The sequence below is a fragment of the Lapidilactobacillus achengensis genome (assembly GCF_003946655.1).
GTDB classification, from domain to species: Bacteria; Bacillota; Bacilli; order Lactobacillales; family Lactobacillaceae; genus Lapidilactobacillus; species Lapidilactobacillus achengensis.
This window is the reverse complement of record NZ_RHOV01000009.1, coordinates 18,327-43,625: the sequence shown is the minus strand read 5'-3', so window position 1 is coordinate 43,625 and position 25,299 is coordinate 18,327. Positions and strand designations below refer to the sequence as shown.

General features: G+C 50.0%; 22 protein-coding genes and 1 riboswitch. Of the genes, 8 read left to right on the top strand and 14 right to left on the bottom strand.

All coding sequences use genetic code 11. The features are described from left to right. Nucleotides 1-9: 9 nt before the first annotated feature. The 11 genes from EKM94_RS06650 to EKM94_RS06600 all read right to left on the bottom strand — a co-directional run bounded on the left by EKM94_RS06650 (nt 10) and on the right by EKM94_RS06600 (nt 14,387). Nucleotides 10-900, bottom strand: a complete 891-nt coding sequence (locus EKM94_RS06650; RefSeq protein WP_125599372.1) for an acetylxylan esterase — start codon at nt 898-900, stop codon at nt 10-12. Beyond that, on the bottom strand, nt 897-1,484 hold the full coding sequence (locus EKM94_RS06645) for a DUF624 domain-containing protein (RefSeq protein ID WP_125599369.1): 588 nt from the start codon (nt 1,482-1,484) through the stop codon (nt 897-899). Before EKM94_RS06645 ends, EKM94_RS06650 begins: the two co-directional genes overlap by 4 nt. A gap of 42 nt (nt 1,485-1,526) precedes the next feature. Next, a complete protein-coding gene (locus EKM94_RS06640) occupies nt 1,527-3,128 on the bottom strand; it encodes a type 2 periplasmic-binding domain-containing protein (RefSeq protein WP_125599366.1) in 1,602 nt (533 codons plus the stop codon). A gap of 60 nt (nt 3,129-3,188) precedes the next feature. Further along, the gene (locus EKM94_RS06635; protein WP_125599363.1) at nt 3,189-4,076 is read right to left on the bottom strand and encodes a carbohydrate ABC transporter permease; all 888 of its coding nucleotides are present in this window, start codon (nt 4,074-4,076) and stop codon (nt 3,189-3,191) included. 12 nt (nt 4,077-4,088) lie between these two features. Then, nucleotides 4,089-5,000 carry an ABC transporter permease gene (locus EKM94_RS06630; RefSeq protein WP_125599360.1) on the bottom strand — a complete coding sequence of 304 codons (912 nt, stop codon included), beginning with the start codon at nt 4,998-5,000 and terminating at the stop codon, nt 4,089-4,091. A 236-nt stretch (nt 5,001-5,236) separates the two neighbouring features. Then, nucleotides 5,237-8,359 carry a GH36-type glycosyl hydrolase domain-containing protein gene (locus EKM94_RS06625; protein ID WP_125599356.1) on the bottom strand — a complete coding sequence of 1,041 codons (3,123 nt, stop codon included), beginning with the start codon at nt 8,357-8,359 and terminating at the stop codon, nt 5,237-5,239. A gap of 12 nt (nt 8,360-8,371) precedes the next feature. Beyond that, the gene (locus tag EKM94_RS06620; RefSeq protein ID WP_125599353.1) at nt 8,372-10,516 is read right to left on the bottom strand and encodes a glycoside hydrolase family 3 N-terminal domain-containing protein; all 2,145 of its coding nucleotides are present in this window, start codon (nt 10,514-10,516) and stop codon (nt 8,372-8,374) included. A 307-nt stretch (nt 10,517-10,823) separates the two neighbouring features. Next, nucleotides 10,824-11,912 (bottom strand): D-alanyl-D-alanine carboxypeptidase family protein, encoded by a 1,089-nt coding sequence (locus tag EKM94_RS12625; protein WP_125599350.1) that lies wholly within the window; start codon nt 11,910-11,912, stop codon nt 10,824-10,826. 165 nt (nt 11,913-12,077) lie between these two features. After that, nucleotides 12,078-13,232: a cation:proton antiporter gene (locus EKM94_RS06610; RefSeq protein ID WP_125599347.1), complete on the bottom strand. Its 1,155-nt coding sequence runs from the start codon at nt 13,230-13,232 to the stop codon at nt 12,078-12,080. A gap of 211 nt (nt 13,233-13,443) precedes the next feature. Beyond that, nucleotides 13,444-13,659 (bottom strand): hypothetical protein, encoded by a 216-nt coding sequence (locus EKM94_RS06605; RefSeq protein WP_125599344.1) that lies wholly within the window; start codon nt 13,657-13,659, stop codon nt 13,444-13,446. Nucleotides 13,660-14,033: 374 nt separating this feature from the next. Next, the gene (locus EKM94_RS06600) at nt 14,034-14,387 is read right to left on the bottom strand and encodes a hypothetical protein (RefSeq protein ID WP_125599341.1); all 354 of its coding nucleotides are present in this window, start codon (nt 14,385-14,387) and stop codon (nt 14,034-14,036) included. Nucleotides 14,388-14,537: 150 nt separating this feature from the next. Here EKM94_RS06600 and EKM94_RS06595 point away from each other — a divergent pair, with 150 nt between their 5' ends. From EKM94_RS06595 to EKM94_RS06575, 6 genes are all read left to right on the top strand, one after another. Next, entirely contained in the window at nt 14,538-15,401 is an 864-nt protein-coding gene (locus EKM94_RS06595) for an alpha/beta hydrolase (RefSeq protein WP_125599337.1), read from the top strand. A gap of 405 nt (nt 15,402-15,806) precedes the next feature. Further along, nucleotides 15,807-16,739 carry an FAD:protein FMN transferase gene (locus EKM94_RS06590; RefSeq protein ID WP_125599334.1) on the top strand — a complete coding sequence of 311 codons (933 nt, stop codon included), beginning with the start codon at nt 15,807-15,809 and terminating at the stop codon, nt 16,737-16,739. 92 nt (nt 16,740-16,831) lie between these two features. Further along, nucleotides 16,832-17,446 (top strand): NADPH-dependent FMN reductase, encoded by a 615-nt coding sequence (locus EKM94_RS06585; protein ID WP_125599331.1) that lies wholly within the window; start codon nt 16,832-16,834, stop codon nt 17,444-17,446. 524 nt (nt 17,447-17,970) lie between these two features. Then, nucleotides 17,971-19,227, top strand: a complete 1,257-nt coding sequence (locus tag EKM94_RS06580) for an NAD(P)H-dependent oxidoreductase (RefSeq protein ID WP_125599328.1) — start codon at nt 17,971-17,973, stop codon at nt 19,225-19,227. Between the two features lie 88 nt (nt 19,228-19,315). Beyond that, nucleotides 19,316-19,441, top strand: coding sequence for a hypothetical protein (locus EKM94_RS12790; RefSeq protein ID WP_263853232.1), 126 nt, complete (start codon nt 19,316-19,318; stop codon nt 19,439-19,441). A gap of 276 nt (nt 19,442-19,717) precedes the next feature. Further along, nucleotides 19,718-20,161: a hypothetical protein gene (locus EKM94_RS06575; protein WP_125599325.1), complete on the top strand. Its 444-nt coding sequence runs from the start codon at nt 19,718-19,720 to the stop codon at nt 20,159-20,161. Here EKM94_RS06575 and EKM94_RS06570 read toward each other — a convergent pair. Next, a complete protein-coding gene (locus tag EKM94_RS06570) occupies nt 20,072-20,521 on the bottom strand; it encodes an Hsp20/alpha crystallin family protein (protein WP_125599322.1) in 450 nt (149 codons plus the stop codon). The two genes, EKM94_RS06575 and EKM94_RS06570, sit on opposite strands and share 90 nt — an antisense overlap. 203 nt (nt 20,522-20,724) lie before the next feature. Beyond that, entirely contained in the window at nt 20,725-21,636 is a 912-nt protein-coding gene (locus EKM94_RS06565) for a YitT family protein (RefSeq protein ID WP_125599319.1), read from the bottom strand. Nucleotides 21,637-22,094: 458 nt separating this feature from the next. Between EKM94_RS06565 and EKM94_RS06560 the strand changes: the two genes are divergently transcribed. Next, nucleotides 22,095-22,973, top strand: a complete 879-nt coding sequence (locus tag EKM94_RS06560; RefSeq protein WP_125599316.1) for a GRP family sugar transporter — start codon at nt 22,095-22,097, stop codon at nt 22,971-22,973. A gap of 245 nt (nt 22,974-23,218) precedes the next feature. On the opposite strand, the gene EKM94_RS06555 is transcribed toward EKM94_RS06560, so the two are convergent. Continuing rightward, the gene (locus EKM94_RS06555) at nt 23,219-24,115 is read right to left on the bottom strand and encodes a helix-turn-helix domain-containing protein (protein WP_125599313.1); all 897 of its coding nucleotides are present in this window, start codon (nt 24,113-24,115) and stop codon (nt 23,219-23,221) included. 649 nt (nt 24,116-24,764) lie between these two features. Here EKM94_RS06555 and EKM94_RS12365 point away from each other — a divergent pair. Next, nucleotides 24,765-24,941 (top strand): hypothetical protein, encoded by a 177-nt coding sequence (locus tag EKM94_RS12365; protein WP_164511139.1) that lies wholly within the window; start codon nt 24,765-24,767, stop codon nt 24,939-24,941. 134 nt (nt 24,942-25,075) lie between these two features. Continuing rightward, nucleotides 25,076-25,264, top strand: a riboswitch (Lysine riboswitch). Nucleotides 25,265-25,299: the final 35 nt, after the last annotated feature.

The window sequence follows — 25,299 nt, the reverse complement described above, 5'->3', positions numbered from 1 at the left end:
CATCTTATTTTAGTCGATCAATGCCAAGACTTGGTCAACTTCCCATTTTGATCGTTCTAAACCGCCACCTTCATGAGCATGGCCGTGATAAACTTTGAGTTCTTTCGGTGCTGTGATCCGATCATAGGTCACCTGAAAATCCGCAGGTGGACAGGTCGTATCCTGGTCACCGACCGAACAGTAGATAGGCGCGCTGATTTGGCTAGCGAAATATTGAGTATCGAAGTAGCGGATCATCGCGAAAACCTTTTCCTGATCCTCAGGGTGAAGTTCAAGATAATCCCCTAGAACCCCATAAGAACCGGCGCGCTCTTTGATGCGTTCAACCAAATTAGATTGACTCGGCACATCAGCAAAAATCGCCTTTAGTTTGATCGGTGTCAACGCGCCGACCATCACCGCCAACCCACCGCCTTGGCTACCGCCACGCAGGAAGATGCGATCAGCATCGATCATCGGTAGATCGCGGCCAACTTGGACTTCAAGTAAATGATCCGCCACGACGCGTTTCATATAGAAATCTTGAGGATCCAAGAACCCTTGGCCCATCGGTGTCGTGCCAAATGTGATCGCATAGGGCTGTTGATCGAGTGTGGCACCACCCTGACCCCGATTATCGATCACCAAACACGCACACCCCACCGCCGGCCAATGATAGAACTGTGTAGGATCACTGATGAAATTGGTATATCCCAAATAATCAATGACCAGCGGCACTTTCGCGGTTGTTTTAGGTGCGATCAGAATCCCTCGGATCCGCTCTGCGTACAAGCTGGTGAATGAGATCGCCTGAATGTTGAAGGCTGTCGACTGATACTGCGCCGGTTTTAGTTCAACCGCCGGATCGAGCACGGCGAGTTCGGCCTGAACCCCCGCCCAGAATTCTTGTTTTTCTCTCATAGCTTAATCTCGACCTTTTCTACAAAAAATACTTGTGCCAGACAGGCCAACGCTGGTCCAAAACAAAATTCTAAATAAAAGCCAAACTTACCGATCAACCAAATTGTCAACGCCGGGATCAAGAGAATAGCAATGCTCGCGACGATGTGACGGAAAACCAAGTAGATCGACCGATCGAAAGCCCGTTGGACCGTTGCCGTTGTTGAGGAAAAGACCAACATGAATGTTGCCAGAATCAAGAGGATCGCCGCCAAGACGAAAATCAAAATCGGCGCCACCAGTGGACTAAGCAACGAAAGGAGATACAAAAGCGTCAAGGTACTTGCGATCACACCACCGACAATGCCTAATAATTTCAATCCCCGGCGCAAGTTGGCCCGGACTTCAGCAATGAATAGTTGCACGACCCCTTCCGTATTTCCCCGCAACAATCGCTGAGCGGCTTGATAGAGGGCAATCAGCCCCGCACCGCTAAAGACGACCGTCAAACATGAGATCAGGAACAAGAGGTTGACCATAAATAGATCGGTGATAAATGCCATGATTCGGTAATATGGCCCTTCGATTGAAAAGATTCGTTTCATATTATCCGCAAGTGTCCCTGGACACTTCCGTTTTCAACTCCTTTAGTTCAACTTAGAACGGTTCTCTTTCATGTTCTTAGTCAGTGTTTTCTCGATGTCACTCCACTTGTTCTGCTTTAAGAATGAGCGATAACTTGATAACGTGCTATCGAAACCATTGTCATCCTTAGCCCGGATCAGGGAGATCACTGTACTATTCAACTTAGTCTGAACTTGATCGTAGGACCGTGCTGCTGGTGTGCCAGCTTGTGGCTTGATGTTTTCAATGACAAAGTGTGGATAAAGCTTGCCCTTGCCCCATTGTTGCATTTGCGTCAAAGCGGATTCTTCAGGTGCTTTGAGGGCATTCATCCGGTCGTTATTGAAGTAGTTGAAGCGGCTGATCCCATATTTCTTGTTGTAAGCATCGTTGTCGCTCTTCTCTAACGCTTTGACTTCAGGCAGGTATTCGATCTTGCCAGCATCGTTGTACTTATAAGTAACCCCTTCGATCCCATATTTGGTTAAGATCTGTCCTGGTTTGTCGATTAAATAAGTAAACAATTCCATGACTTTAGCAGGGTCTTTCGCATCTTTAGTAATGTAGTTGATCAACCAACCGGAAATACCCGTTTGGCTCAAAGTTGCTTTCCGTCCTGATGTGCTTGAAGGTCCGTCGATTGCGATGTAACGAGTCTTGGAGTTCTTCATGAAGTCCGTGTAGTTACCACCTTGACCACTTGTTCCGGCAACTAACATAACCGCATAATCACCTTGTTTAACCTTTTGGTCATAAGTTGCGCCATCGTCAGTGAAGCTATCATCAACGATATTCTTATCACGATACGCTTGGTTCAAGGCCTTTAACCAGCTAACATATTCAGGATCCAGGTTACGATCATAGAACGAACCATTCTTCTTCTCTAGTGGTACCCCTAAGAAATCTTGTAATTTGTCAGTGAAAGGACCGGCGCCATCGCCAACGGTTGTGAAACCAAATGGCGTTAGATCAGGATACTTCGCTTTGATCGCGTTCAATGACTTGACGAACCCTTCTGGTGTCGTGAAATCAGGCTTGCCCAAAGCGTCGTAGACGTCTTCGCGAATCACGAAGTTATCATTGACTGGGATCGTGCCGCTTTCATAATCTTTCTTCGTGTTCGAGTAGTTAGGATAGCCATATGTTTTCCCATCTGATAAGGAGAACCATTTCATCGTATCTTTATTGGCTACTTTCGTAAAGTAAGGATCATACTTCTTAGCCAAATCGTTTAATGAAGAGGCCCAACTATTGGCCTTTTCAGCTGCTTGACTGGTCTTGTCCATCAACGTTACGATGTCTGGCATATCACCGCCAGAGATCATCGCGTTCAGTTTCGAATCATCACCGGTGATGAATTTAACATTGATGTTCAGATCCTTCTTGATCTGCGCCGTCGTCACATCTTTCCCGAATGGTAAAGCCGTCCAATCTGAGTTGATGTACCAAGTAATATCAGTGGTCTTTTTCTTCTTGTCTAATTTCCACGCTGGCTTGTTCGCATTCAAGGTGTAACGATCCTTGATCGAGAAATCAGAATTGCTACCTGAATCTTTGTTGCTGCCACAAGCGCTTAGCCCTAACGTTGCAACGATCGCCGCTAAACCATAGATTAATTTTTTCATTGATTCTCCCACTTTCTTAATGCTATTTTATTAACCCTTAAACCAAGTTGAAGATGCTCGTTATTCCTTGACCGCGCCTTCCATCATGCCAGCGATGAAGTGCTTCTGTAATAAAGGATAAATAATCAGGATCGGCACTGTTGTGATGACGATCGTCGCCAGTTGAACGCCACGGGTCGTCGCCTTGAAGATCACGTCTGTACTCCCACTTTGCGTCATACTACTCAAGTTGGACTGAACGATGATCTCGTAGATTTTCATTTGTAACGGATAAAGGTATTGCTTCGTAATATATAGCTTTGTGGTCATAAAGTCGTTCCACTGACCAACACCGTTGAATAGAATGATCGTGGCCAATGCTGGTTTTGTCAGCGGTAAATAGATATCAGCGAAAATCTTCCATTCTGATGCCCCATCGATCTTAGCTGATTCTTCCAATGAAGCAGGAATTTCTCTAAAGAAGTTCATGAGGATCACACAGTCATAATAGCTAAACAGTGCAGGAATGATGTAGACCCAGAACGTATCCAGCAAGCCCAATGATTTGATCAACAGGTAAGTCGGGATCATCCCACCACCAAAGTACATGGTGATCACGCCCATTGTCGTGTAAAATTTCCGACCGATCAAGCGCGATTTACTTAACGCGTAAGCAACGATCGCGCAGAAGACCGTATGGGTCCCTGCCCCGATCACCGTTTTCAGGATCGAGATCCCAAAGGCTTTAGGAATACTACTGTCCGAGAAAACCTTGGTATAGTTTTGAAAAGTGAAATCCTTCGGCCAGAGCATCAACCCACCACTGGCCAGACCTGCATTGGACGATACCGATGAAACTAAGATGTTCCAAATCGGAACCACGATCAATAAGGAGAAGAGAATCAGAATTATCGTATTAAAAAAGTAAAACCAATACCCTTCACTCCTGGGTTTCTTTTTTAACTCCATTAAGTTCCCCTCCTAAACAATGATGGAATGACCATCATTAAGCTTGCGTGTGATTCGATCTGTGATCACCAATAAAATGACTGAAACGATCGAGATGCCTAACCCAACCGCGGTCGCGTATGAGAAGTCGCCTTGAGTCAACCCCATGCGATAAACAAACGAGTTGATCACTTCCGCGTGGGATTGGTTCTGTGAGTTCATCAGGACCAAGGTTTGATCCAAGTTGGAACCCAGCAAACCGCTGACATTCAAAATCAAGTTCAGAGAAATGATCGGTGCCAATAGCGGAATCGTGATCCGCGTGATTTGTGTCATCTTAGTCGCGCCATCCATCCGCGCTGCTTCATACAACGTTGGGTCGATCCGTGACATGCCGGCAAGATACAGGATCGTGCCCCAGCCAACTTCCTTCCAGAGGTCAGATAAGACGGCGATCCACCAATACTGACTAGGATCAAGCAAATGGTTATTGCCCTTATGCATCAACCCTAACGCCATCAATGTTTGGTTGAAGAATCCGTCCGTTGACAACCAAGAGATCAACATCCCACCCAATACGATCCAAGAGAAAAAGTGAGGGATATAAGAAATCGTTTGGACGATCTTCTTAAAACGCATATTCTTAACTTCAAAAATCATAATAGCCAAGAAAATCGGAATGGCGAACCCTAAGAATAATTTCATCAAGCTGATTGCCAAGGTATTACGCACGGATTCCCAGAAGAACGAATCCTGCACGATCAGTTTGAAGTTCTCTAACCCCACCCACGGCGCCGAGCTCATACTATCAACGATCGTATAACGCTTGAACGCGGTGATGATCCCATAGATCGGAATATAGTTAAAGATAATCATGAAGATGATGCCCGGTAAAACCATCAATTGTAATTGTCTTTGTTTATAGAGCCTTTTTAATGTGTTCATCTACAATCAATTCATACGATTCAGAGCAATCATATAAATTTTCCTCCTCTCTCAAAATGATCCTCTCATTTTGGTGAAACGTTTCTACTAGGAAATAGTAGCACAGCACCCGTCTTCTTGCAACCGTTTTCTTGAACATTTTATTAATTTGTTCTGACCAAGAAATAATAATCAAAAACAAATCCCTGATTTACCAACAGTTAGCGCCACGAATTCGCCTCGTAGCGTTTTAAAGACTAGCGGTTTGTTATTTTGATTTCGGGATCAAACGGCAGAGATAGCCCTTCTTCAACTCGTTTAAACGTTTCTACGTCGGTGAGCCGGAAAACACTACGCAAGAGCGTCCCGATATAGATGCCAGGGCCACTACTGTATAAGCGCCAACCGCCTTTCACGCCGACTTGTTGCGTTCTTAGCTGGTCAAAGTCTCGTTGCGCGGTATAACGATCCGCGAAGTCAGCATCGGAACTGGAGAAGTAAACGTTGCTTTGCCGCGTTTCAGCATTGCTGACCCGTTGTTGCAAGTTGATCGGATTAACGAGTTGCAATAGGTGCCACGCTTGGGCTTGATCACCATGATCCGCAATGGCATTGGCATAACGAATATGGGCGTGAACATACAGCAAGCCGATTTCCCGACCGAAATTCGCGGCTTGTTCGGCTCGCTTGAATGTCTCGCTGACGCCGCCGTGATAGGTTGACGGCTTGTTCATCAAGCGGACCCCATCAGGGAAGAGCAGATGCTCCTTGATCAGTGCCAGGGCCTCATCCGCCGCGGTTCCCGTTAAGATCTGGCTGAGAACGCCTTGAGATAGGGGCAGCAGACGATAATCAATCCCGGTTTGGTGGTCATTCGGATGAATGATTTGACGCACATGCTGATCCTGATCTAAATAAATGAAGCCTGGTAAAGTATCATCGGTCATGAAATACTTCTGGAAATCACGCGACATTTTGGCTGCCAGACCTGCTACCTGATCAATCAGCGCATCGTTAGCGAAAACCTGTTCCGCCAATCGCATCGTTTCGATGGTCAGTTCCATCGTCCAAGTGCTGGCCATGCCTTGTTTCAAGGTCGCATTGGCCGGTTGCAAGGTGTCATCCCAGTCGCCATCGCCATAACCAGAAATATAAGTCCCAGGTAGAAAATGCGTCTTGAGATAGGTCAATTGCTTAATAATGTGCTCGCGCAGTGACGCCGTTTGCGCGGTGGCCTGCTTGGTGGTGCGGCTCATATAGGGTAGTTGGACATTCAATAGCTCGTCATCTTGAGTCAGCTTCAGATAGTCCACAACCACTTTTAACGGCCAGACAATAATGTCGCCATGACTTTCATCCGCAAACATATCAGCATATTCGTCGTACATAAACCACTGCGGCCAATTGCCATCTTCAACAAATTGGTGTTGGTATAATTTCAAGATGATTGCCCGCACCAAATCCAAGCGGCCAGTTGCCGTAAATAGTTCAACCGGTCCCTGAGAAACATCACGCGTTCCCCAAGCCGCACCGCCATACTGTTCCAAGCCGTGGGGGGAGAGTAAATGGACCAGGGCATCGTGGGCAAACCAACGTAAAACTAAATTGGTTTGCTCAACCAAAGCCTGTTTTTCAGGATTAGGTGTTGCCAATTCAATGCCGTGTAAGAGTGTTTCGATCGCTTGCTGATGTTGCCGGCGCACTTGTGCTAGGTCACAGTTCTTGATTTCATGACCGACCAAACCTGTCTTGATCACAAAAGCAGAGGTCTCTTGATAATGGGCGACGAGTTGGTCAGTGGGTTCAAAGGTCCCCGCTTCAAAAATCAAGCCTTCATCGCCAAGCACTAAGGCTTGAGCATCGTTTTGTTGATAATCGATCTGATACCCGAGTTGCGGGTTCCGTTGCGCCATCAAAGTGGTCAATTCAGGCATGATCTGTAACGTTTGCTGGTCACGGGTCACGATCGGTGTCTGGCCCAAGGTTGGCTGGCTTAATTGTGTCGTCACCAGAACTCGATATTTCCGCCCTTGTTGCGAGCGGAAACGTAAAGTCAATTGTGGCGCCGTGGCTTCCGCGTCATCACTGATCTCGATCACATCATCTGCCAATTGATAGATCCAATCACCGCCGTTATAGCTCATCACATAAGCAGACGGTACCCCCAGCAGATGATAGGTCGTTTCACCTGGCGCACTCAGATAGATCCGTGTTCCCGTCACCTTGAGCAGGTTAAGGCTGTCACGTGTATGTGTCGTAAGCATCTGCGTATTGGTGTTGCCAAACACAACGTGCGATTCAAAGACCCCCGCCATGAATTGAGTTGTTGCCAGTACCGGTTTCCCGGGGACGATCGCGGTTTCCGCCATTACGATATTACCCGTCGGTCGTTCTTGTTCCAATTCCTTGCTTTGCAAAACCACGTGTTCAGCCGTGGGCGTAAAGAACGACTGTACTTGCCCCTGTTTCATTTCAACTTGGCACCGTTGTGGGAACCGGCGTTCAAGCTCGGCTGCGCTTAAAGGCTGCCCCGCGATAACCGTACCCAACTTTAAGCGACGTTTGGTCGGCATCAAGGCTTGCAACTGATGACCCCGTTGCTGAACTTGCTCAAATTCCCGTGCTAATTCTTGAGAATCGATCAGCAGCGTTTGATTATTATCAGGCTGATCCTGACAGACTGCCGCATAGAAAACCACTTCACCATCCGTGGTCTGCAGCGGCGTCCGCAACGCAATCACACCGGATTCATATTGGATCTTCTGATTGGCCAACTGGTGTGTTTGCATGGCTTGTGGCACCGAATCAAGCCGGGAGTGGGTCCCGAAGAACTGATTGCCATCCGTTGAGAAGCTGGCCAACCCCGAGAATGACCCCTGTTGAATATAGGGATGCCGTCCATTTTGATCCTGGTTTTGCCGTGACCCGATCGTGATTTGGTCACCTGACTGGACAACGAAGTGATCCAAGTATTGGGCCGCATAAGCCTCATTACTGGTAACATAGCCTTCCGTCCCCATCCCCAAGTCCTGCACGTAAGTCAGATCGAACGCCAACCCCTCTGGATCAGCAACCTTGGCCTGCCAAAACCAGTGACCCTGGCAGACATCGAGTTGCAGCTGATAGTGCAGCGTTTGAAATGTTCCTGACCAAACGGCAGTCGTGGCGTCAAACTTGACCGTGCTCTTGGCATCCGGGCCTAATAATGGCTGAAACAACCACGTCTCCCCTTGGCGAATCCGTAAATAGACATTCATTAAGCCGCCATCCAACGCATTACCTGCGACTTGATCGACCATGACTTGGTCGTCCATGATTTTACCGATGGCGCCATTCTTTAAGATTTGGATCCTTGTAGTTCCGTTTACTAAATCTGGCATGACAGACCTCCGTTAATCGTTCTGGTAGGCAACACTGATTGCCTTGGTATGCTGAGAGTCAAGGCCGATCAGGAATTTCAGTTCCCCGGTGAAAGTTTGACGTTTCAGCGCCGCATCCAAATAAGTCAGCTCTTCAGGAGCAACCGTCAAGGTGAGTTCGACCTTTTGCTTGCTAGGAACGAGCACTTTGCTGAAAGCGACTAACCGCTGAACTGGCTGGACCGTGGTCGCAACAGGTTGATGTAAATAACATTGAACCACCGTCTTCCCTGCAAGTGCAGCCGTATTCTCAAGTTCGACCTTCAACTGAATCGATCGCCCTTGTTGGGTCGCGCTGATCGGTTGGGCCTTGATCTCAGCATAACTCAAGCCAAACCCAAAAGGATACAAGGGACTGTTGGCTTCATCAATGTACTTCGATAAATACTTGTTTTCACGGTCATTTTCCGTATGGCTAAGTGGGCGGCCGGTATTGAATTGGTTATAGTAGATCGGCACTTGCCCAACCGAGCGTGGGAAGGTCATCGGTAACTTGCCACTAGGATTGACCGCACCGCTGAGAATATTCGTCAATGCAGCCGCGCCCCGACTACCTGGGAACCAGGCCAAAACAACCGCTGCAGATAAGTCATCAACGAGCGTCAAATCCAAAGGACGTCCTGTGACCACCACGCTAATGATCGGTTTGCCTAATTTCGCCAATGCTTGCAGTAAGGTCAATTGTTCTTGTGGCAAGCGAATATCCGTCATACTGGTGGCCTCACCACTTTCTGAACTAGGCAGACCGAGCACCGCAATGATTTTATCTGCCTGGCGGGCCGTACTCAGGGCTTGGTCAAACTCACGGTGATTGAGCTGATGATAAGCGCACCCCGATGCATAGCTCACTTGGGGGAATTTCTCGGCCATCGCCGTATAAATCGACGGGGTCTGATGCTGATCTCCTTGCCAAGACCAACTCCCCAACAGATCGCCAGTATTGGCGACTGGTCCGATCAAGGCCAATTTTTGGTCGCGGGCCAATGGTAAGATCGCCCGCTCGTTCTTCAATAAAACAATACTTTCTTCGGCTACTTGTTGCGCGGCGTTCAGATTCTGGACCGACTTCAACTCGGCCTGTTCACGCTCGGGCGTCACTTGTCGATAGGGATCGGTGAATAAGCCCAAGCTCTCCTTTAATTCCAAGATCCGCGCCGTTGACTCATCGATCAACTGACGTGTTGACTCATCAAGGTTAGCCGCCTTTTGCAAGTATTTGGCATAGGCGAAGCTCATCATATCAATATCCACACCAGCAGCCAATGCCTGATCAGCCGCGGCTTGTAAATTACCGGCAACGCCATGATTGATCAACTCACCGATCGCATCCCAGTCCGAGATCACAACCCCTTTGAAGGCCAATTCGTCCCGCAGAATATCACGGAACAAGTGTTGGTTCGCCGTAGCTGGCACCCCGAAAAGCGTATTGAACGATGTCATGACTAACTTAGCTTGCGCCGCGATCGCCGCGGAATAAGCTGGTAAATATTGTTCACGGAACCGCCATTCGGACAGATCTACCGTGTTGTATTCTCGACCTGCCTCAGGAGCGCCATAAGCAGCAAAATGCTTAACACAGGCAGCGATGTGCTCAACGTCAAGATCACCTTGGAACCCGTCAACACTCGCCTTTGCCAACACACTATTCAAATACGGATCTTCACCGGTTGACTCCATCACTCGACCCCAGCGTGGATCCCTAACCAAATCGACCATCGGCGCAAAAGTCACGTGCAGCCCACTGACTGCGGATTCACGTGCCGCCACTTCGGAAGCCAGCTTGACTGCTTCGGGATCAAAACTCGCGGCCATCCCTAATGGAATTGGAAAGATCGTTTGAAACCCATGAACGATATCCGCCATGAACAATAGCGGAATCTTCAAACGACTTTTCGCCAAATAGTCGGCCTGGATCTGATGAACTCGCTCCGCCCCGGAAATGCCTAAAACAGAACCAGCTGTATAAACAGTTGCCAACGTCAGATCATGTTCACGCATCGGTCCCGTGATCACCGCCTGGCTTCCCTCAAAGAAATCGGCACTTAATTGCAATAATTGCCCGATTTTCTCTTCCGTGGTCATCTCTTGCAGCAACTTTGAAACACGTTCACTTGTCATATTTACTAGCTTCCTCTCTTTAATTGACGCTATTATCGTAGAAACGTTTCTTAGGTCACAATCGATCATTATTTCTTCGTTTCAAAAAGCATTTATCAGCCAATACCGCCTATATTCCAACTGATTACCCCAACGACCCCTGATTAGGGGGTGGTTAAGATTTTGCTTTCGAAACGTTTCGACAATCATTGTATAGCGTTTTCATCTGTAAATCAAGCATTATTTTTATTCCGGCTGCCAATTTGATTTTGCCCCGGACAAAAAAAGCCCAGGCAACTTGCCTGGGCTTTTCAGAACCTTGCTTCATTTAGTTTTGGGCCGACTCGGCGCCTAAATACTCCTCCAGCGACAGTCCTTGCGCCTTGATCTGTTGCGCGGCGGCGACGCCCACATAACGAACATGCCACGGTTCATAGGTGTAGCCCGTCAATCCTTCCTTTCCTTGTGGGAAACGAATGATGAAGCCATAGGTGGCGCAGTTTTGGGCCAACCAACGACCGGCGGCGGTTTTGCCGTAGCTCGCTTCAAGATCAGTCGTGCCAATGTCAAAAGCCAATCCCGTTTGATGCTCGGAAAAGCCCGGACGCGCAGAGTATTGGTCGGCAGCGGCAATGCCATCCGTCGCAACATAATCACGATATAACTTGACCTGATAACCGTAAGAACGATAACCGGAGATGCGCGGCATGGCGTGACCCGCCGCTCGGGCCGCCTGCTGCAACTTCCACAGCGCCGCATTCGCCGTGGGATTACTGCCGCCAAACCGCTGCCCGATCCCATTCAACTTATTGACGAGCAACACGCCCTTCAAATAAGTCGGACGCCCAATGCGCCCCTGACCATCAAGATTAGTGATCCAGCCATACTGGTGCGCGATCCACTGATTTCCCCCGAGATTATAGAAGGTTTGCCCATTGATTTGCGCCGTCCCCAAACTACGCCAACGCGTGCCATGGCGCAGCCGCCGTCCAGTTCCCACCAGCTGACCTGTTGCCGTCAAGCGCCACAGATTAACACCGTAACCGGGAACGTAATGAATCTGGATCAGGCGCCGATCCCGCTTTAATTGGGGTTGCTGCGGCCGCAAGTATTTCGCTTCGACCCATTGAGTCCCACCAAGATTGGCGTAACGCGTTTCCTGAATTGTCGTGTGACCAAAGACTTGCCAAGTCGTCCCCGCGGCCAAGTGCCGACCGCTAAAAACCAACTGCCCCTTTTGTTCCGTATACACATTGAGACCCGCGCTCGAATGATCGACCACCGTCTCAACCGAGCGCGCCGGTTGCAGCACCAGCGCCGCTTGAACGGACCTCGACTGGACCTGATCGACCGCGATACTCCCACCAAAAAGACCGGCAAGAACGCCTGCCAGTACCCATTTTCTAACATTTTTCACTTGTAACGCCGACTCCTTTCCCTTACTGGGACCATATTCACGCTTGCCTCATCTTCCCAAATAAGCTGTTTTACCCTGACTGATTTCCTGACCAAGTGGCTGGCGCAAGCCGCCTGCCGCTGGATCATTGTGTCCCGCTACTGCCATGATTCTGCGATGCTACGACTAGGCTACCGCCGCTTTGTGCCCGATCGCCATTTTCAGAAACAGTGGCGCCAACAAGGTCGTCAGAATAATCGCCGCGATCACCGCGGAATAATGGGCGGTGGACATGAGGTGGTTGGTCAAGCCGATCTGGGCGATGATCAGCGCCATTTCCCCGCGCGAAACCATCCCCGAACCGACGATCAGCGCGCTGTTCCAGTCGAAGCCCAACAATTTCACGGCGCCCCCGCAACCGATCAGCTTAGTGACGATTGCCACCACAGTCAGCACCAGAATGAAGCCGATCTGCGGAACGAAGCTGTCGAAAGTCATACTCAAGCCAATATTAACGAAAAAGATCGGCATGAACAGACTGTTGCCCAAGGTGTCAACGGAACGACTGATTTCCTCGCGAAAGTCGGTGCGACTGACCGCCACCCCGGCAAAAAAAGCGCCGACCACATCGCTCAAGCCCACAACTTCCGCTAGATAGGCCAAACCAAAGGCGATGATCAGTGAAACCACGGTACTGGCGTATTGGATCTGTAACCGCCGCGCCACGCTGAAGACGATCGGCGTGACCCATTTGATCACCACGAAGATCCCAACGAAATAACCGATCTGCAAGGCGAAATGCCCCAGCATCGCCGGCGTCGACATTTTCTCCTCGCCGAGAAATGACATCATCAAGCTTAAAATAATCACCGCTAAAATATCGTCAACCACCGCCGCGCCTAAGATCGTGCTGGCCTCGCGATTCTTGGTGAAGTTCAGCTCCTGCATCACCACCACCGAGATCGACACCGACGTCGCCGCGAACACCACCCCCAGAAACAGGGCATGCTGGCTGGACATGCCAAATAATTGCGCTAAGGGCCAGATCGTTACGATCGGCAAAACCGCGCCCAAAATAGCGGCCAACATGCTGGGCTTGAAGTATTTCCGCAACAAGACGAGATCACTTTCGCATCCCGCCGCAAACATCAGCAAAATCACGCCGATCTCGGCCATTTGATGGAGAAAGTTGGTCGGTTTGACCCAACTCAAAACGGCCGGGCCGACCAAGACTCCGGCGATCAACTCGCCTAGTACGGCGGGAATGCCGATTCGATTGCACAAATAGCCTACCAATAATGTTGTTACCAAAATAATCGTGATCTGTCCTAGAAATTCCACAACCTAGCCCCTTTTTCTCGCTGTTCCCACTGTCTTCTACCCTTGATTATAGCAAAAATCACCGTCTTTTGCTGGGATTGCTGGTGCTGGTTGAAAGTAGATTGTGCGCAGCCTGCGCTGCGCGTGACGAAGTGAGCTCGCTACACTGACTGGCAAAAGTAGCTTGGCCGCGGCTTGCGCTGCGAAATTCGGGGTGAGCTCGCTGTGGGCGTCACTTTGAGCTTTTCGGAAGGGCGCCGAAAATCTCAAAGCTGAGCCTTATTCTAAGCGGCAAAGCCGCTAAGAATAACGACACGGCGATCTCACCCCGAATTTCTCCGCTCCAGCCGCTCAACGTTATAACAGTCGCTTGAGCACTCACGGCAGTTAACAAGATATGGTCAATTGATGAGGGGCCACGCACTTGACGACCGTGGTTAGTGGTCACCAGCTTTAAATTGGTAACCCCAGTGCAGCCTGTCTGATGAACTAGGACTTGATCTTGATGAATCAGCTGAGTCGGTCGGTTTCCACCCGTGGAGTGTTCATCGAGCGGTTAAAGATGTTCAATCGATGTAAACTGTACCAACCTTCTAATCTGAATCAGTTGGCATTGCCGTACCACCCAAAAAATGGGCAATTGGTTTGACCTCTAGCTTGCAAAAGCGCTTCGTCAGATACACAACTTCGATTGCAGGTAGGCTCAATTCTGCCTAGCAACCGGCTGGGACTGCGCGGCTCAGTGGTGAAATTGTCCTTGGCGGCTTTGCCGCTTAGGACAAGGCCTGATTTTGAGACAAGCCGCGCTTTTTGCGGATTGGCTCAAAACAGTGCCCACCACGTTCCAGTCCGCAACAGCAGTCCCAGCCGGTTGCGCTCACGCCCGCAATTAAGCATAGGTTCAATAACAACGCATAAGCTTCTGGAATCAGTTGGCATTGCCGTACCATCACCAAAAGGGCAATTGTTTGACCACCACACTTGCAAAAGCGCTTCGTCAAATCCTTCGCCATGATTGCAGATAGGCTCAATTCTGCCTAGCAACCGCCTCAGGACGTGTGGCTCAGCGGTGAAATTGTCCTTGGCGGCTTTGTCGCTTAGGACAAGGCTCGATTTGAAGACAAGCCGCTGGGCTTGCGGATTGGCTTCAAACGATGCCCACCGCGTTCCAGCCACGACAAACGTCCTGAGGCGGTTGCGTCCCCATCCAAACCCCACCACACCTGCAATCAAGCGCCTAATTACCAACCCAAGGCCATTTGGTCGTATAATGAAAACGGAAACATTGTTATCGCAAGTTTTTTGCACTCAGGGGGGAAACATATCATGGAACTGATTCAACAAACATTGACCACACCACTGTCGGACACAGCCACGCTGACCGGCTACGTGCTGGACAATTCACCGGAGATCGATCCGCAACGACAACGGCCCGCGGTGATCATCTGTCCTGGTGGTGGTTACGAATTTCTATCCGATCGGGAGGCGGAGCCGGTGGCGATTCATTTCGCGGCCGCTGGTGTTCAGGCGTTTATTTTGCGGTATTCGGTGGCGCCGGCGCGTTTTCCGGTGGCCTTATTGGAAATGGCGCAAGCGCTGGCGACGGTGCGGGCCAACGCCGCGGCTTGGCACGTTGATCCCCAGCGGATCATCGCCGCTGGGTTCTCGGCGGGAGCTCATGTCGCCGCTAGTTTAGGCGTTTATTGGGATCAGAAGCTATTGGCCGACTTTGGCTTCACGGCGGCGCAGATTCAACCTAATGGCCTACTGCTGTCCTATCCCGTGATCACGGCTGGCAAATATTGCCACGAAGGCTCGATCGCGGCGTTGTTGGGCGAGCGCAAACATGAAACGGAAGCGCGGGCGGAAGTCTCGCTGGAACATCACGTCAGCGCCGCTACGCCGAAAACATTCTTGTGGTCCACGTTTACCGACGATGTGGTCCCGATGGAAAACGCCTTGTTGTTCGCGAAAAGTTTGCGGGCCAACCAAGTTCCTTTTGAATTACACATTTTCCCAGAAGGTCACCACGGCTTGAGTTTGGCCACGGCGGAAACGGCCAGTTCCCACCGCGACACCAGCGTTCAGCCGGAAGTCACCGTCTGGCCCGACCTCTTCATGACGTGGCTGCACCACCAGCTGCCGGCCGGCACGACATCCGCGGCCAAAGCACCAACAGATCAAAATTAAATCTGATATTAGCGCACCGACTAGTTAAAAGTCCTCTAATTTTCATCCATTTTCAATTGGATTGGAAAATTGGGGGACTTTTTTTCACGGTTGATTCATTTGTTTGTCTTCTAACATCTTATGATTTCAAGAAACAAGCGATTTTTGTTAGGAAAATGATAGGACAGCCTTCTAAACCTGTCATTTTCGGCACGTCAGCTCAGCAAGAAAACAGCGGTTTAGGTCACGCGCCAGCAAGGCAAGCGCCCTAGACACCGCTTTTGCGCCTCCTAGTCGGCCATCGCACCAGTGACGATCCAGACTTTTTTGCCAAAAAAGTTCCGCAACGCAGCGGCGATATGCTATGGTGAAATCAGTAAAAAACGCTTGCTTGATCAAGCGCTTTTGGTAAAGGAGCGATCAGAAATGGCGCGGGGACAACGAGAATTGCATTTAATGGGAACGGTGATCACCTTGGATATTCAGGTGGACGCCGATCCTGAGCCGATTTTGGCGGAGTGCGCCACTTTGTTGCAGGTGGCGGAGCATCGATTCAGCGCTAACGCCGCCGATTCGGAGTTGATGGCGGTCAACCACGCCGCCGGTCGGCATCCGGTCAAGGTCCACCCCCAATTGTTCGCGCTGATCGAACTTGGCAAAACGCACAGTTGCGCGCCGGCCAGTCATTTGAATATCGCCATTGGTCCGCTGGTGCAAACTTGGCGAATCGGCTTTAGTGACGCCCGGGTGCCCAGCGCCGCCGAGATCGCCGCCTGTCTGCCGTTGATCGATCCGCGCCAGATCCAGTTGAACCCCGCGACGCAAGAAGTTTACTTACCTCAAGTGGGGATGGCCCTTGATTTAGGCGCGCTGGCCAAGGGATACAGCGCCGATTTGGTGATCGCCCACCTCCAAGCGCGCCACGTCCAGTCCGCCTTGGTCAACTTAGGCGGTAACCTGGTCACTTGGGGTCCCGCCTTGGCCCACGCCGACCATTTGTGGCGAATTGGCATTCAAGATCCCCGCAGCCCCCGCGGCGATTACCTGACCGCGTTGAAATTGCCGGCGGGTTCGGTGGTAACTTCAGGCATCTATGAGCGCCACTTGGAGCGCGACGGCCACAGTTATCATCATATTTTCGACTCGCGCACCGGCTATCCCTTGGTCACCGATCTGGCCAGCCTGACGATTTTTTCTGAAAAATCGGTCACGGGCGAGATTTGGACCTCCCGTTTATTCGGTCATGACGCCAACGAAATCCTCGCGCAGATCGCCGCCGAACCGCGGATCGAAGGGATCCTGGTCTTTCAAGATGGGCATTGGCAAGCCTCCGCCGGTTTACAGGGACATTTTCTCTAAAAAAGGTTGTGCACGACTGAGACAGATATGTTAAACTATACGCATGAAAGCGGTCACACTGCGTTCAAACTGAAAAGAAGGGACGTTTTTGAATGGATAAGTTTATTGGTTTAGTGGGGACCAACTCCAGCCACTCCACGAATCGTCAACTGTTACAATTTATGCAAAAGCATTTCGCCGATCAGGCCACGATCGAGCTGGTCGAAATCAAAGGATTGCCCATGTTCAACAAGCCCGATCCCGATCACAAGCAGATCCCGGCGGCAGCCCAAGTCATCGTTGACAAGATCAACGCGGCCGATGGCGTGATCATCAGCACCCCAGAATATGACCATTCGGTACCAGCAGCCTTGATGAACGCGCTCCAATGGCTGTCTTACGGCGTGCACCCATTCGTCGACAAACCGGTGATGATCACCGGCGCTTCTTACGGCGCGCTAGGTTCTTCCCGCGCCCAAGCCCATTTGCGCCAGATCCTAGACTCGCCAGAACTGAAGGCGCGGATCATGCCTAGTTCCGAGTTCTTGCTAGGTCACTCGCTAGCTGGTTTCTCGCCAGATGGTGAGCTGCTGGATCGCGAGCAATGTAACCAATTGGAAGGCCTTTTCAAGGACTTTTTGACTTTTGTGAAAATCACCAAGCAACTGAACCATGCCCATGAAAGCAACGCCAAAGAAGCGGCAAACTTTTCTTGGGAAGATAAATAGAGTGCGGAGCGCAACGGGGTGACTTTGAGCATTAGCCTAGCAAGGATTTTGGAAGCTGCACTTCGCTTCCGGAAGCCTTGCGTAGCTAAGCGGAAAAGTCAGTTGCGCGCAGCACGTTTCAAACAAGAGTGCGGAGCGCAACAGGGTGACTTTGAGCATTAGCCTAGCGATGGCTTTGGAAGCGGCCTTTGCTTCCGGAGACATCGCGTAGCTAAGCGCAGAAGTCAGTTGCGCGCAGCACGTTTCAAACGACAGTGCGCAGCGCAACAGGGTGACTTTGAGCATTAGCCTAGCTAGGATTTTGGCGGCTGGTCCTTGCCACCAGAAGCCTTGCGTAGTTAAGCGCAGAAGTCAGTTGCGCGTAGCACGTTTCAAACGAGAGTGCGAACCATCCCGAGTAACGCGTGAGCATGAGCCTAGCAATTGTTTTGAAAGCCGCACCATCCTTCCAGAACAATTGCGTCGCTATACGGAGAGCACTGGGGTGGCGAACACATTTATACATTTATAAGGAGAGAAAAAAGATGAAAATAGTTGGTATTGTTGGTTCAAGCGCTGATTTTTCCTATAATCGGCTGTTATTGCAATTTATCGGTCGCCACTTTGGCGCGGATTTCGACTTCAACTTAGCCAAAATCAAAGATCTGCCCATATTTAATCAGGATGACGACCAAACCAATAGCGCTCCCGTCCAAGAATTGGCGCAAGTGATCGAGGAAGCGGACGGCGTGATCATCGCCACACCGGAGCACAATCACACGATCAACGCCAGTCTGAAAAGCGCGCTAGAGTGGCTTTCCTACAAGATCCATCCCCTAGACGGCAAGCCGGTGATGATCATTGGCGCCTCTTATTTCACCCAAGGTTCATCCCGCGCGCAACTGCACTTGCGCCAGATTTTGGACGCGCCCGGCGTTAACGCCTTGGCCTTCCCTGGCAACGAATTTCTCCTAGGAAATGTAAAAGAAGCCTTCGACGATCATGGCGATTTGAAAGATTCGAAAACAATTTCATTTTTAGGCACCTGCTTACAAAAGTTTCAACGCTTCATTAAAATGACTGAATTCTTGAATCAACCAGAGGCCGAAGTGTTGCCACCCGAGGACTTGAAGGCCACCGGCACGATCGACACAACCATTCAAGGCGTCGATAAATCCGCGCCGGATTGGGTCGAACAAGCCGCGGAAGTTGCCCACGCCGTTGATGGCAAGACTTATGTTCGCTTGAATCGGGGGATCTTGACCGTCGACCAACTGAATTATTTTCTGGCCTCAATGCCCATGGAACTCACTTTCGCCGACAGCAACAACCAATTCCTCTACTACAATCAACAACCCGACACCGGCGAGAAAATGTTGGCCAGCCGCAACCCTACTCAACCTGGTAATCCCTTGATCAATTGCCACCCAGAACGAGCGCGGAAAAACGTGGAATGGGTCATCCAGCAACTGCGCCACGGCAAACAAGACGTGATTCGGATGCACGTGCCCACCCACGGACCGGACAAGTTCGTCGTCCACAATTACCAAGCGCTGCATGATGAAACCGGCGCCTACAAAGGGCTCAACGAATACGTTCTGGATATTCAACCGATCATCGACTGGTATTTGCAACAAACCGGCCAGAAACTCGTTGGCGATGTGGACGCGGTCAGTGGCGCTTCGGAGAAATCTGGTCCAGCCAAACCAGCGGTCGACGGCGTTTCCGGCGCCTCGGAAAAGGCTGCCGCACCTGCCAAGCCGGCAGTTGATGGTGTTTCGGGCGCTTCGGAAAAGCACTGAGTTATATTGCGCTCCTGATTGCTGATGTAGGTGGGTGTTGCGGATCTGCTGGGTTTGGTGGTGACGCAACCGCCTCAGGACGTTTGTCGTGGCTGGAACGCAGTGGGCATCGTTTGAAGCCAATCCGCAAGCCCAGCGGCTTGTCTTCAAATCGAGCCTTATTCTAAGCGATAAATCGCTAAGAATAATCTCACCGCTGAGCCACACGTCCTGAGGCGGTTGCTAGGCAGAATTGAGCCTATCTGCAATCAAAGTTGGATATCTGAAAAAGTGTTTTTGCAAGTGTGGTGGTCAAAACCCATCACACTTTTTTTGTGGTACGGCAATGCCAACGGATTTGAACTAGTTGGTTGGTACAGGTTGCGTTGGTCGAACATCTTTACCAGTTCCCTGAATAATCTTTGAGTGAAATCGATCGATTCAGCTGATTCATCAAGATCATGTCCTAGTTCATCAGACAGACTATACTGGTGTCACCAATTTAAAGATTTTGACCACTAACCACGGTCGTCAATTGCGTGGATCTCCATCAATTAGCAATAGCTTACCAGTCGGCGTGAGTGCTCAAACGGCTGTTATAACGTTGAGCGGCTGGAGCGGAGAAATTCGGGGTGAGATCGCCGTGAAATTGTCCTTGGCGGCTTTGCCGCTTAGGACAAGGCCTGATTTTGAGACAAGCCGCGCACTTTGCGGATTGGCTCAAAACAGCGCCCACAGCGAGCTCACCCCGAATTTCGCAGCGCAAGCTGCGGCCAATCTACTTTTTAACAAAAAAGCGATGGAAAACCGACATTATTCATGCCAGTTCGCCATCGCTTTTACTCATCTTCCAGAACGAAACTCATTAGTCGATTTTGATTTGGTGATCGCTACTGATTTCTTTATTTTCCTTAGGCAATGTAATCTTCAAAACACCATTTTCATAGTGACCTGAGATCGCGTCCGCCTTGACCTTAGGCAAGCGATATTGCCGTGAGAAACTTCCGTAACTCCGCTCGCTCATCAAGGTGTTGCCATCCTTGTCGGCGTCATCCGTGAAACTGTCCTTCTTGCCGTTGATCGTCAAAATATCGTTGTCATAACGCACTTCGATATCTTTCTTATCCAAACCAGGAAGATCAACAGTCACTTGATAATCATGCTTGGTTTCCTTGATATCCGTCTTTAAATCGTTCGGTTCGGACATGCCATAGAACGCACGACCGAGATTGTTAAAGAAACGGTCATCATTAAACCAATCATTGAAACCTCCAAATAAATCATTACGACGATTATTCATTAAGTCATTTGCCATAATTCTTTACTTCCTTTCTTCAACCTTCAAAACCCATTATAATCACTTTTTGGTTGGTTTCAAGAATTTAGCACTCTGAATATCTGAGTGCTAAAAAGTAAGCGGAAAGGCCCATGTCTAGGCATTTCCACTTACTTAGTAGGTCATTCATCTGGTGTGACTGTGGCTGGTGGCTGGCCAGTGGCTGAGTGGCGCGCCGGAGCTCAACGTTCGTCCGCGTTGAATTTTTCTAAAACTTCCGAGCGTTTCTCACTGGGGATCTGGGTCAAGTATTGGTCGCCACCGTTCCAAATGCCGCCTCGAGCTTCGGCGGCGTCCATCACCAACACAAACGCGCTGGGATCGATTTCATGAACCAAACCGAGGAGTTGGTGGTAATCGGGATTTTCCACGATGACCATTAACATTTCTTTGTCGTGCCCGGTGTAGCCGCCCGTCACGTTGAAAATCGTTAGGGCCTTCCCCAGCAAACCCAGCTTGCCTTTGATCTTATTCAGATCCGAATCGCTCATAATGTAAATGACTTTCTTGCGATCGAAGCCTGTTTCAATGAAATTCATCACGATCGTGGTCAGGATCTGCGACGTCACCGCCAGGACCATCACTTCGAAGCCGGCGACGAACACGTTCAACAGGCAGATCACCCCGTCGATCAGCAGTAAGGAGGTGGATGTTTTCAGCCCCCAATATTTCTTGATGATCAGTGGTGGCACTGTGGTTCCGCCACTGGAAGCGTCGATTTGGTAGAGCATTGAGATGCCCACCGCGAAAATCGACGCGCCCACGATCACGGTCAAGAGTGGGTCTTTGATCAATTTGATCTGCGGGGTCAACGCCAAACAAACAGGCAAAATGAAACTGCCCAGGGCGATTTTCAAAACGGTTTGCTTGCTTAAGAAAATCCACGCCAGGATCAACATGAAAATATTGATGATCAAAACAACCAATGACAGATTGAATCCAAAGGCCGCTTCCAGCAGGATCCCGATCCCGGTGGCGCCGCCAGAAGCGATATTGTGGGGCGCGTAGAACATATTGATACTGATGGCAATGATTTCCAAAGCTACCAGCATGACTAAGAATTGCGCCCACTTCGAACGAACAAATCTTGACATCAAAGCACTTCCTTTTCTGAAAATTTATCTAGTCCGCCCTCAGCGTTTCGCCGATTCGGACCTAAGAGTCTGCCTGACCCGACTGACCCCGCCAAAATCAAGTGGCGAACTTCAATCGGTGGCAGTTATGTTTCAATAATTATAACACAGCCAGCGGGATTCGCCCGCTTTCAACCGATTCACACCACCGGGGCTGGTCGTTTTTCTGGCGCGTAGCCCAGCGGCGAACCGTTGGCGAGTTGACTGGGGCCGAAAAATCCAAGCCATTGCCCCAACAGTTTGCCAGATCTGTGTCACTTTCCAAAAGTAAGTTTTAGCTTGACACAGGTGGCTTTCAGAATCTTTTTGATATTTACTGCGCCGTTTTCGTCATTTTTATTCAATCTTTTCATTGATTCTTTCACCATAAATAAGTTACAATGAAAAAATCTGAAAATCATAAAGGGGCGAGTAAGTAAATGAATCTTCTCATTGGACTGATCCCAGCAATTGGTTGGGGCATCATGCCGTTGATTGCGACCAAGGCTGGCGGCGACCATATCAATCAAATCATGGGCACGACCTACGCGACTTTGATCACCGCGATTGTGATCTACGTGATCAGTCAACCACAGATCTCTTGGCAACTGCTCTTGATGGGCATGCTGTCAGGCGCTTGCTGGGCGACCGGCCAAATGTTGCAATACCAGCTGTTCCAGAAGATGACGGTGTCCAAAGCCATGCCGATTTCCACTGGCTTGCAGATCATCGGCACCGCTTTGATCGGCGTGTTGGTCTTCGGCGAATGGGCGGCGACTTCCATGAAAATCATTGGCACATTGGCGATCATTGGCATTATTTTCGGGATGTATTTCACCACGATCCGTTCCAAAAGCCAAGCTGGGACTGAGAAGCGTTACAGCACCGCCTCGTTGATCATCACTTTCATCGTTTCCACCATGGGCTACCTTGGTTACAATATTTTCCCACAATTGGTGGGCGCGGATCCTTGGGCTGGTTTCTTGCCGCAGGGAATCGGGATGGCCTTAATGGCGACGATCTTCGCCTTGTACCGAACTCACCGCACGCCAACCGCCAAGAATTACTTCACTGAAGGCGCGACTTGGCGCAACCTGGCGTCTGGCTTCTTCTTCGCCTTGGCCGCGCTCTTCTATATCGTCTCCGCGCGCCGCAATGGTGTCGCCACCGGTTTCGCTTTAACGCAAATGAGTGTGGTCATCTCGACGATCGGCGGGATTCTCTTCCTCCACGAGCACAAAACCAAGAAAGAGTTGACTTTCACCCTGATTGGTCTAGCACTGGTCATGGTTGGGGGCATCACCATCGGAATCATGTAAATCTTCTGAAAAGATAAGCATTGTTTTCGCAAAAAACAGTCACCCCAGCTGGCGCTAATTCTGGTTCCAACCCAAATAAGCAGCCACTCCAGCCTATTAACGGCTAATAAAAAACGTGTTTCCCACCAATGTGTGGTGAAACACGTTTTTTGAGCTGTCCAATTAGTGGCGCGACGCCCGGCCCGGTCTGAGACCAAACTTGCTGGCGCCGCTACCGCCGGCGCTGACCGCGTGGCCGAGCTTGGTTAGTTCTGACCGGAAGCGGCGGCCTCATCGCTGGTTTGGTTGTCGAGACGCGCTTGGAGTTGGTCCAGTTGCGCCAACATGATATGGTTGCGATTGATTCGGGCAAAGGCGCGGGAATCGTGAATATGCTCGATGATCTCCGCCGGATCCGCCTTCAACGCCAGCCCATTCAAGGCCAGCTGATACTCGACTTTCGCCACGTAATAAGTCACATGGTTATTCGCGCAGATCGTCAGGGCATAGTTGAGCAACTCGTTGCCGATCTCGTAATTATGGCCACTTTGGCTGTAGAAACGGCCCGTGTTGTAAACGATATTCAGCACCCGCCAAACATCTTTGGTGGTTTCGATCGTACATTGATAGATTTGGTCGAACACCTTATTGAAGTAGAACTCGGCCTTATCCAGCTGGTCGTGCCGCGCGTAGGCGATCCCGCAGCCAGTGTACGCCAACAAGTTATAAATCAGCGGCGCTTGACTTTTCGCCATTAAAATCTGATTGAAATCGAAAATCGAATCGGTGATCGGGTGATCCAACAAAGTTGACAAATATCCGCGCAGATAGAGATACCGCCAACGTTGGCGCTCGTCAGTCAGATCGGAGCCGTTGATCTTCTCGAGCAGCGCTTGGGCTTCGCGATATTCACTGGTCACCAGCTTGAATTCGGTCGCGTCCAATTGTTGGTTGAGTTGACTTTCAGGCACGCCGAACTTCGGAAACAAATCATCCAAGCTCAGATGTAACCGCCGACACAATTGAATCAATATTTTGATCGTGGGCACTTGGCCATTACTTTCCAAGCGGCTCAACGTCGCCTGGGTGCAAACGCCGTCGCAAAGCTCTTGTTGAGAGAATCCCATCGCTTTACGGGTCGCAATAAATTTATCGATATTCATCTTATCACGTTCCTAATTTTTAAAACGTGTTCTCCGACCCAGCTCCCTGTGCTTAGCTAGGCTAATGCTCCGGAGCTACCCAGATCGGCTCACGCTCTCTTTGTAAACGTGTTGCGCGCAACTGACTGCTGTGCTTAGCTACGCTCTTGTTCCGGAAGCCAAGTTCAGCTTCCAAAACAAGAGCTAGGCTAATGCTCGCAGTCAACCCGTTGCGCTCCGCACTCTCTTCATTATCATCATTATAGCATATACATTTCTTATATAAAGGCAAGACAGTGATTATTCTGGCGGATCTTTGGCAATGACGATGGTAAACAGACGCAAATAGGAGCTCCGGCCAATACCCGGAACTAATGAAAACGCTTATTAGTTATAGTTTACCTCATTTTTAGAAAAAAATGTTGAAAATTATCAACTTACTAAAAATAATCTTTCCATCAGTTTTGTCCAGGCCATTAACGACCTGAATCTCCTAGTAAGCTGAACATTTTGCTCCATTTTCGAAGGGTGAGCAGATTGCCCCCAGCCCGACCTGGGGTGAGTCAGCACAAATAATTGTGACCACTAACCATGGCCGTCACCTGCGCGGCTCCAAATCAACCGGACACAGCTTGCCAGTCGGCGGGAGTGCTTAAATGAATAAAATACCGTGAGCAGGTGGAGTGGAGCGAATCGGGGTGAGATCGCCGTGTCGTTATTCTTAGCGGCTGTGCCGCTTAGAATAAGGCTCAGCTTTGAGATTCGCGCGGGTTTCGCAAAGCTCAAAGTGACGCCCGCCGCGTTCCACCACCCCCAGCCCGACCTGGAGCCCCTCCATATCCGTTGACCACCAACGCCCCGCGCAACGCAAGCTGCGGCCAAACTATTTTTATCAGCATCATTGGCCAGAAAAAACAAAGCAGCTTCCCCTTGACAGCGCCGCGAATAACAGGTAGGATAGCAACTAAGTTAATATGCCGCAAAGCAAATAGAGGTCGCATGAATCACCAACCTCGGGGAGTGTCCAAACACGTTGAACCGAGCTTAAGGAGGATTGCCGAAATCTGATTCCCGTTTGGCCGCGAATCAGGTTGGGCCAACAGTTAAGAGCTGTTGGACTGTCTCGAACTTCAGCGTTTTCGTTGAAGCTTGAGGAGCGCTATGATTTTGGGATGATTCGCCGGGCAACCGCGAGTGGTCATTCA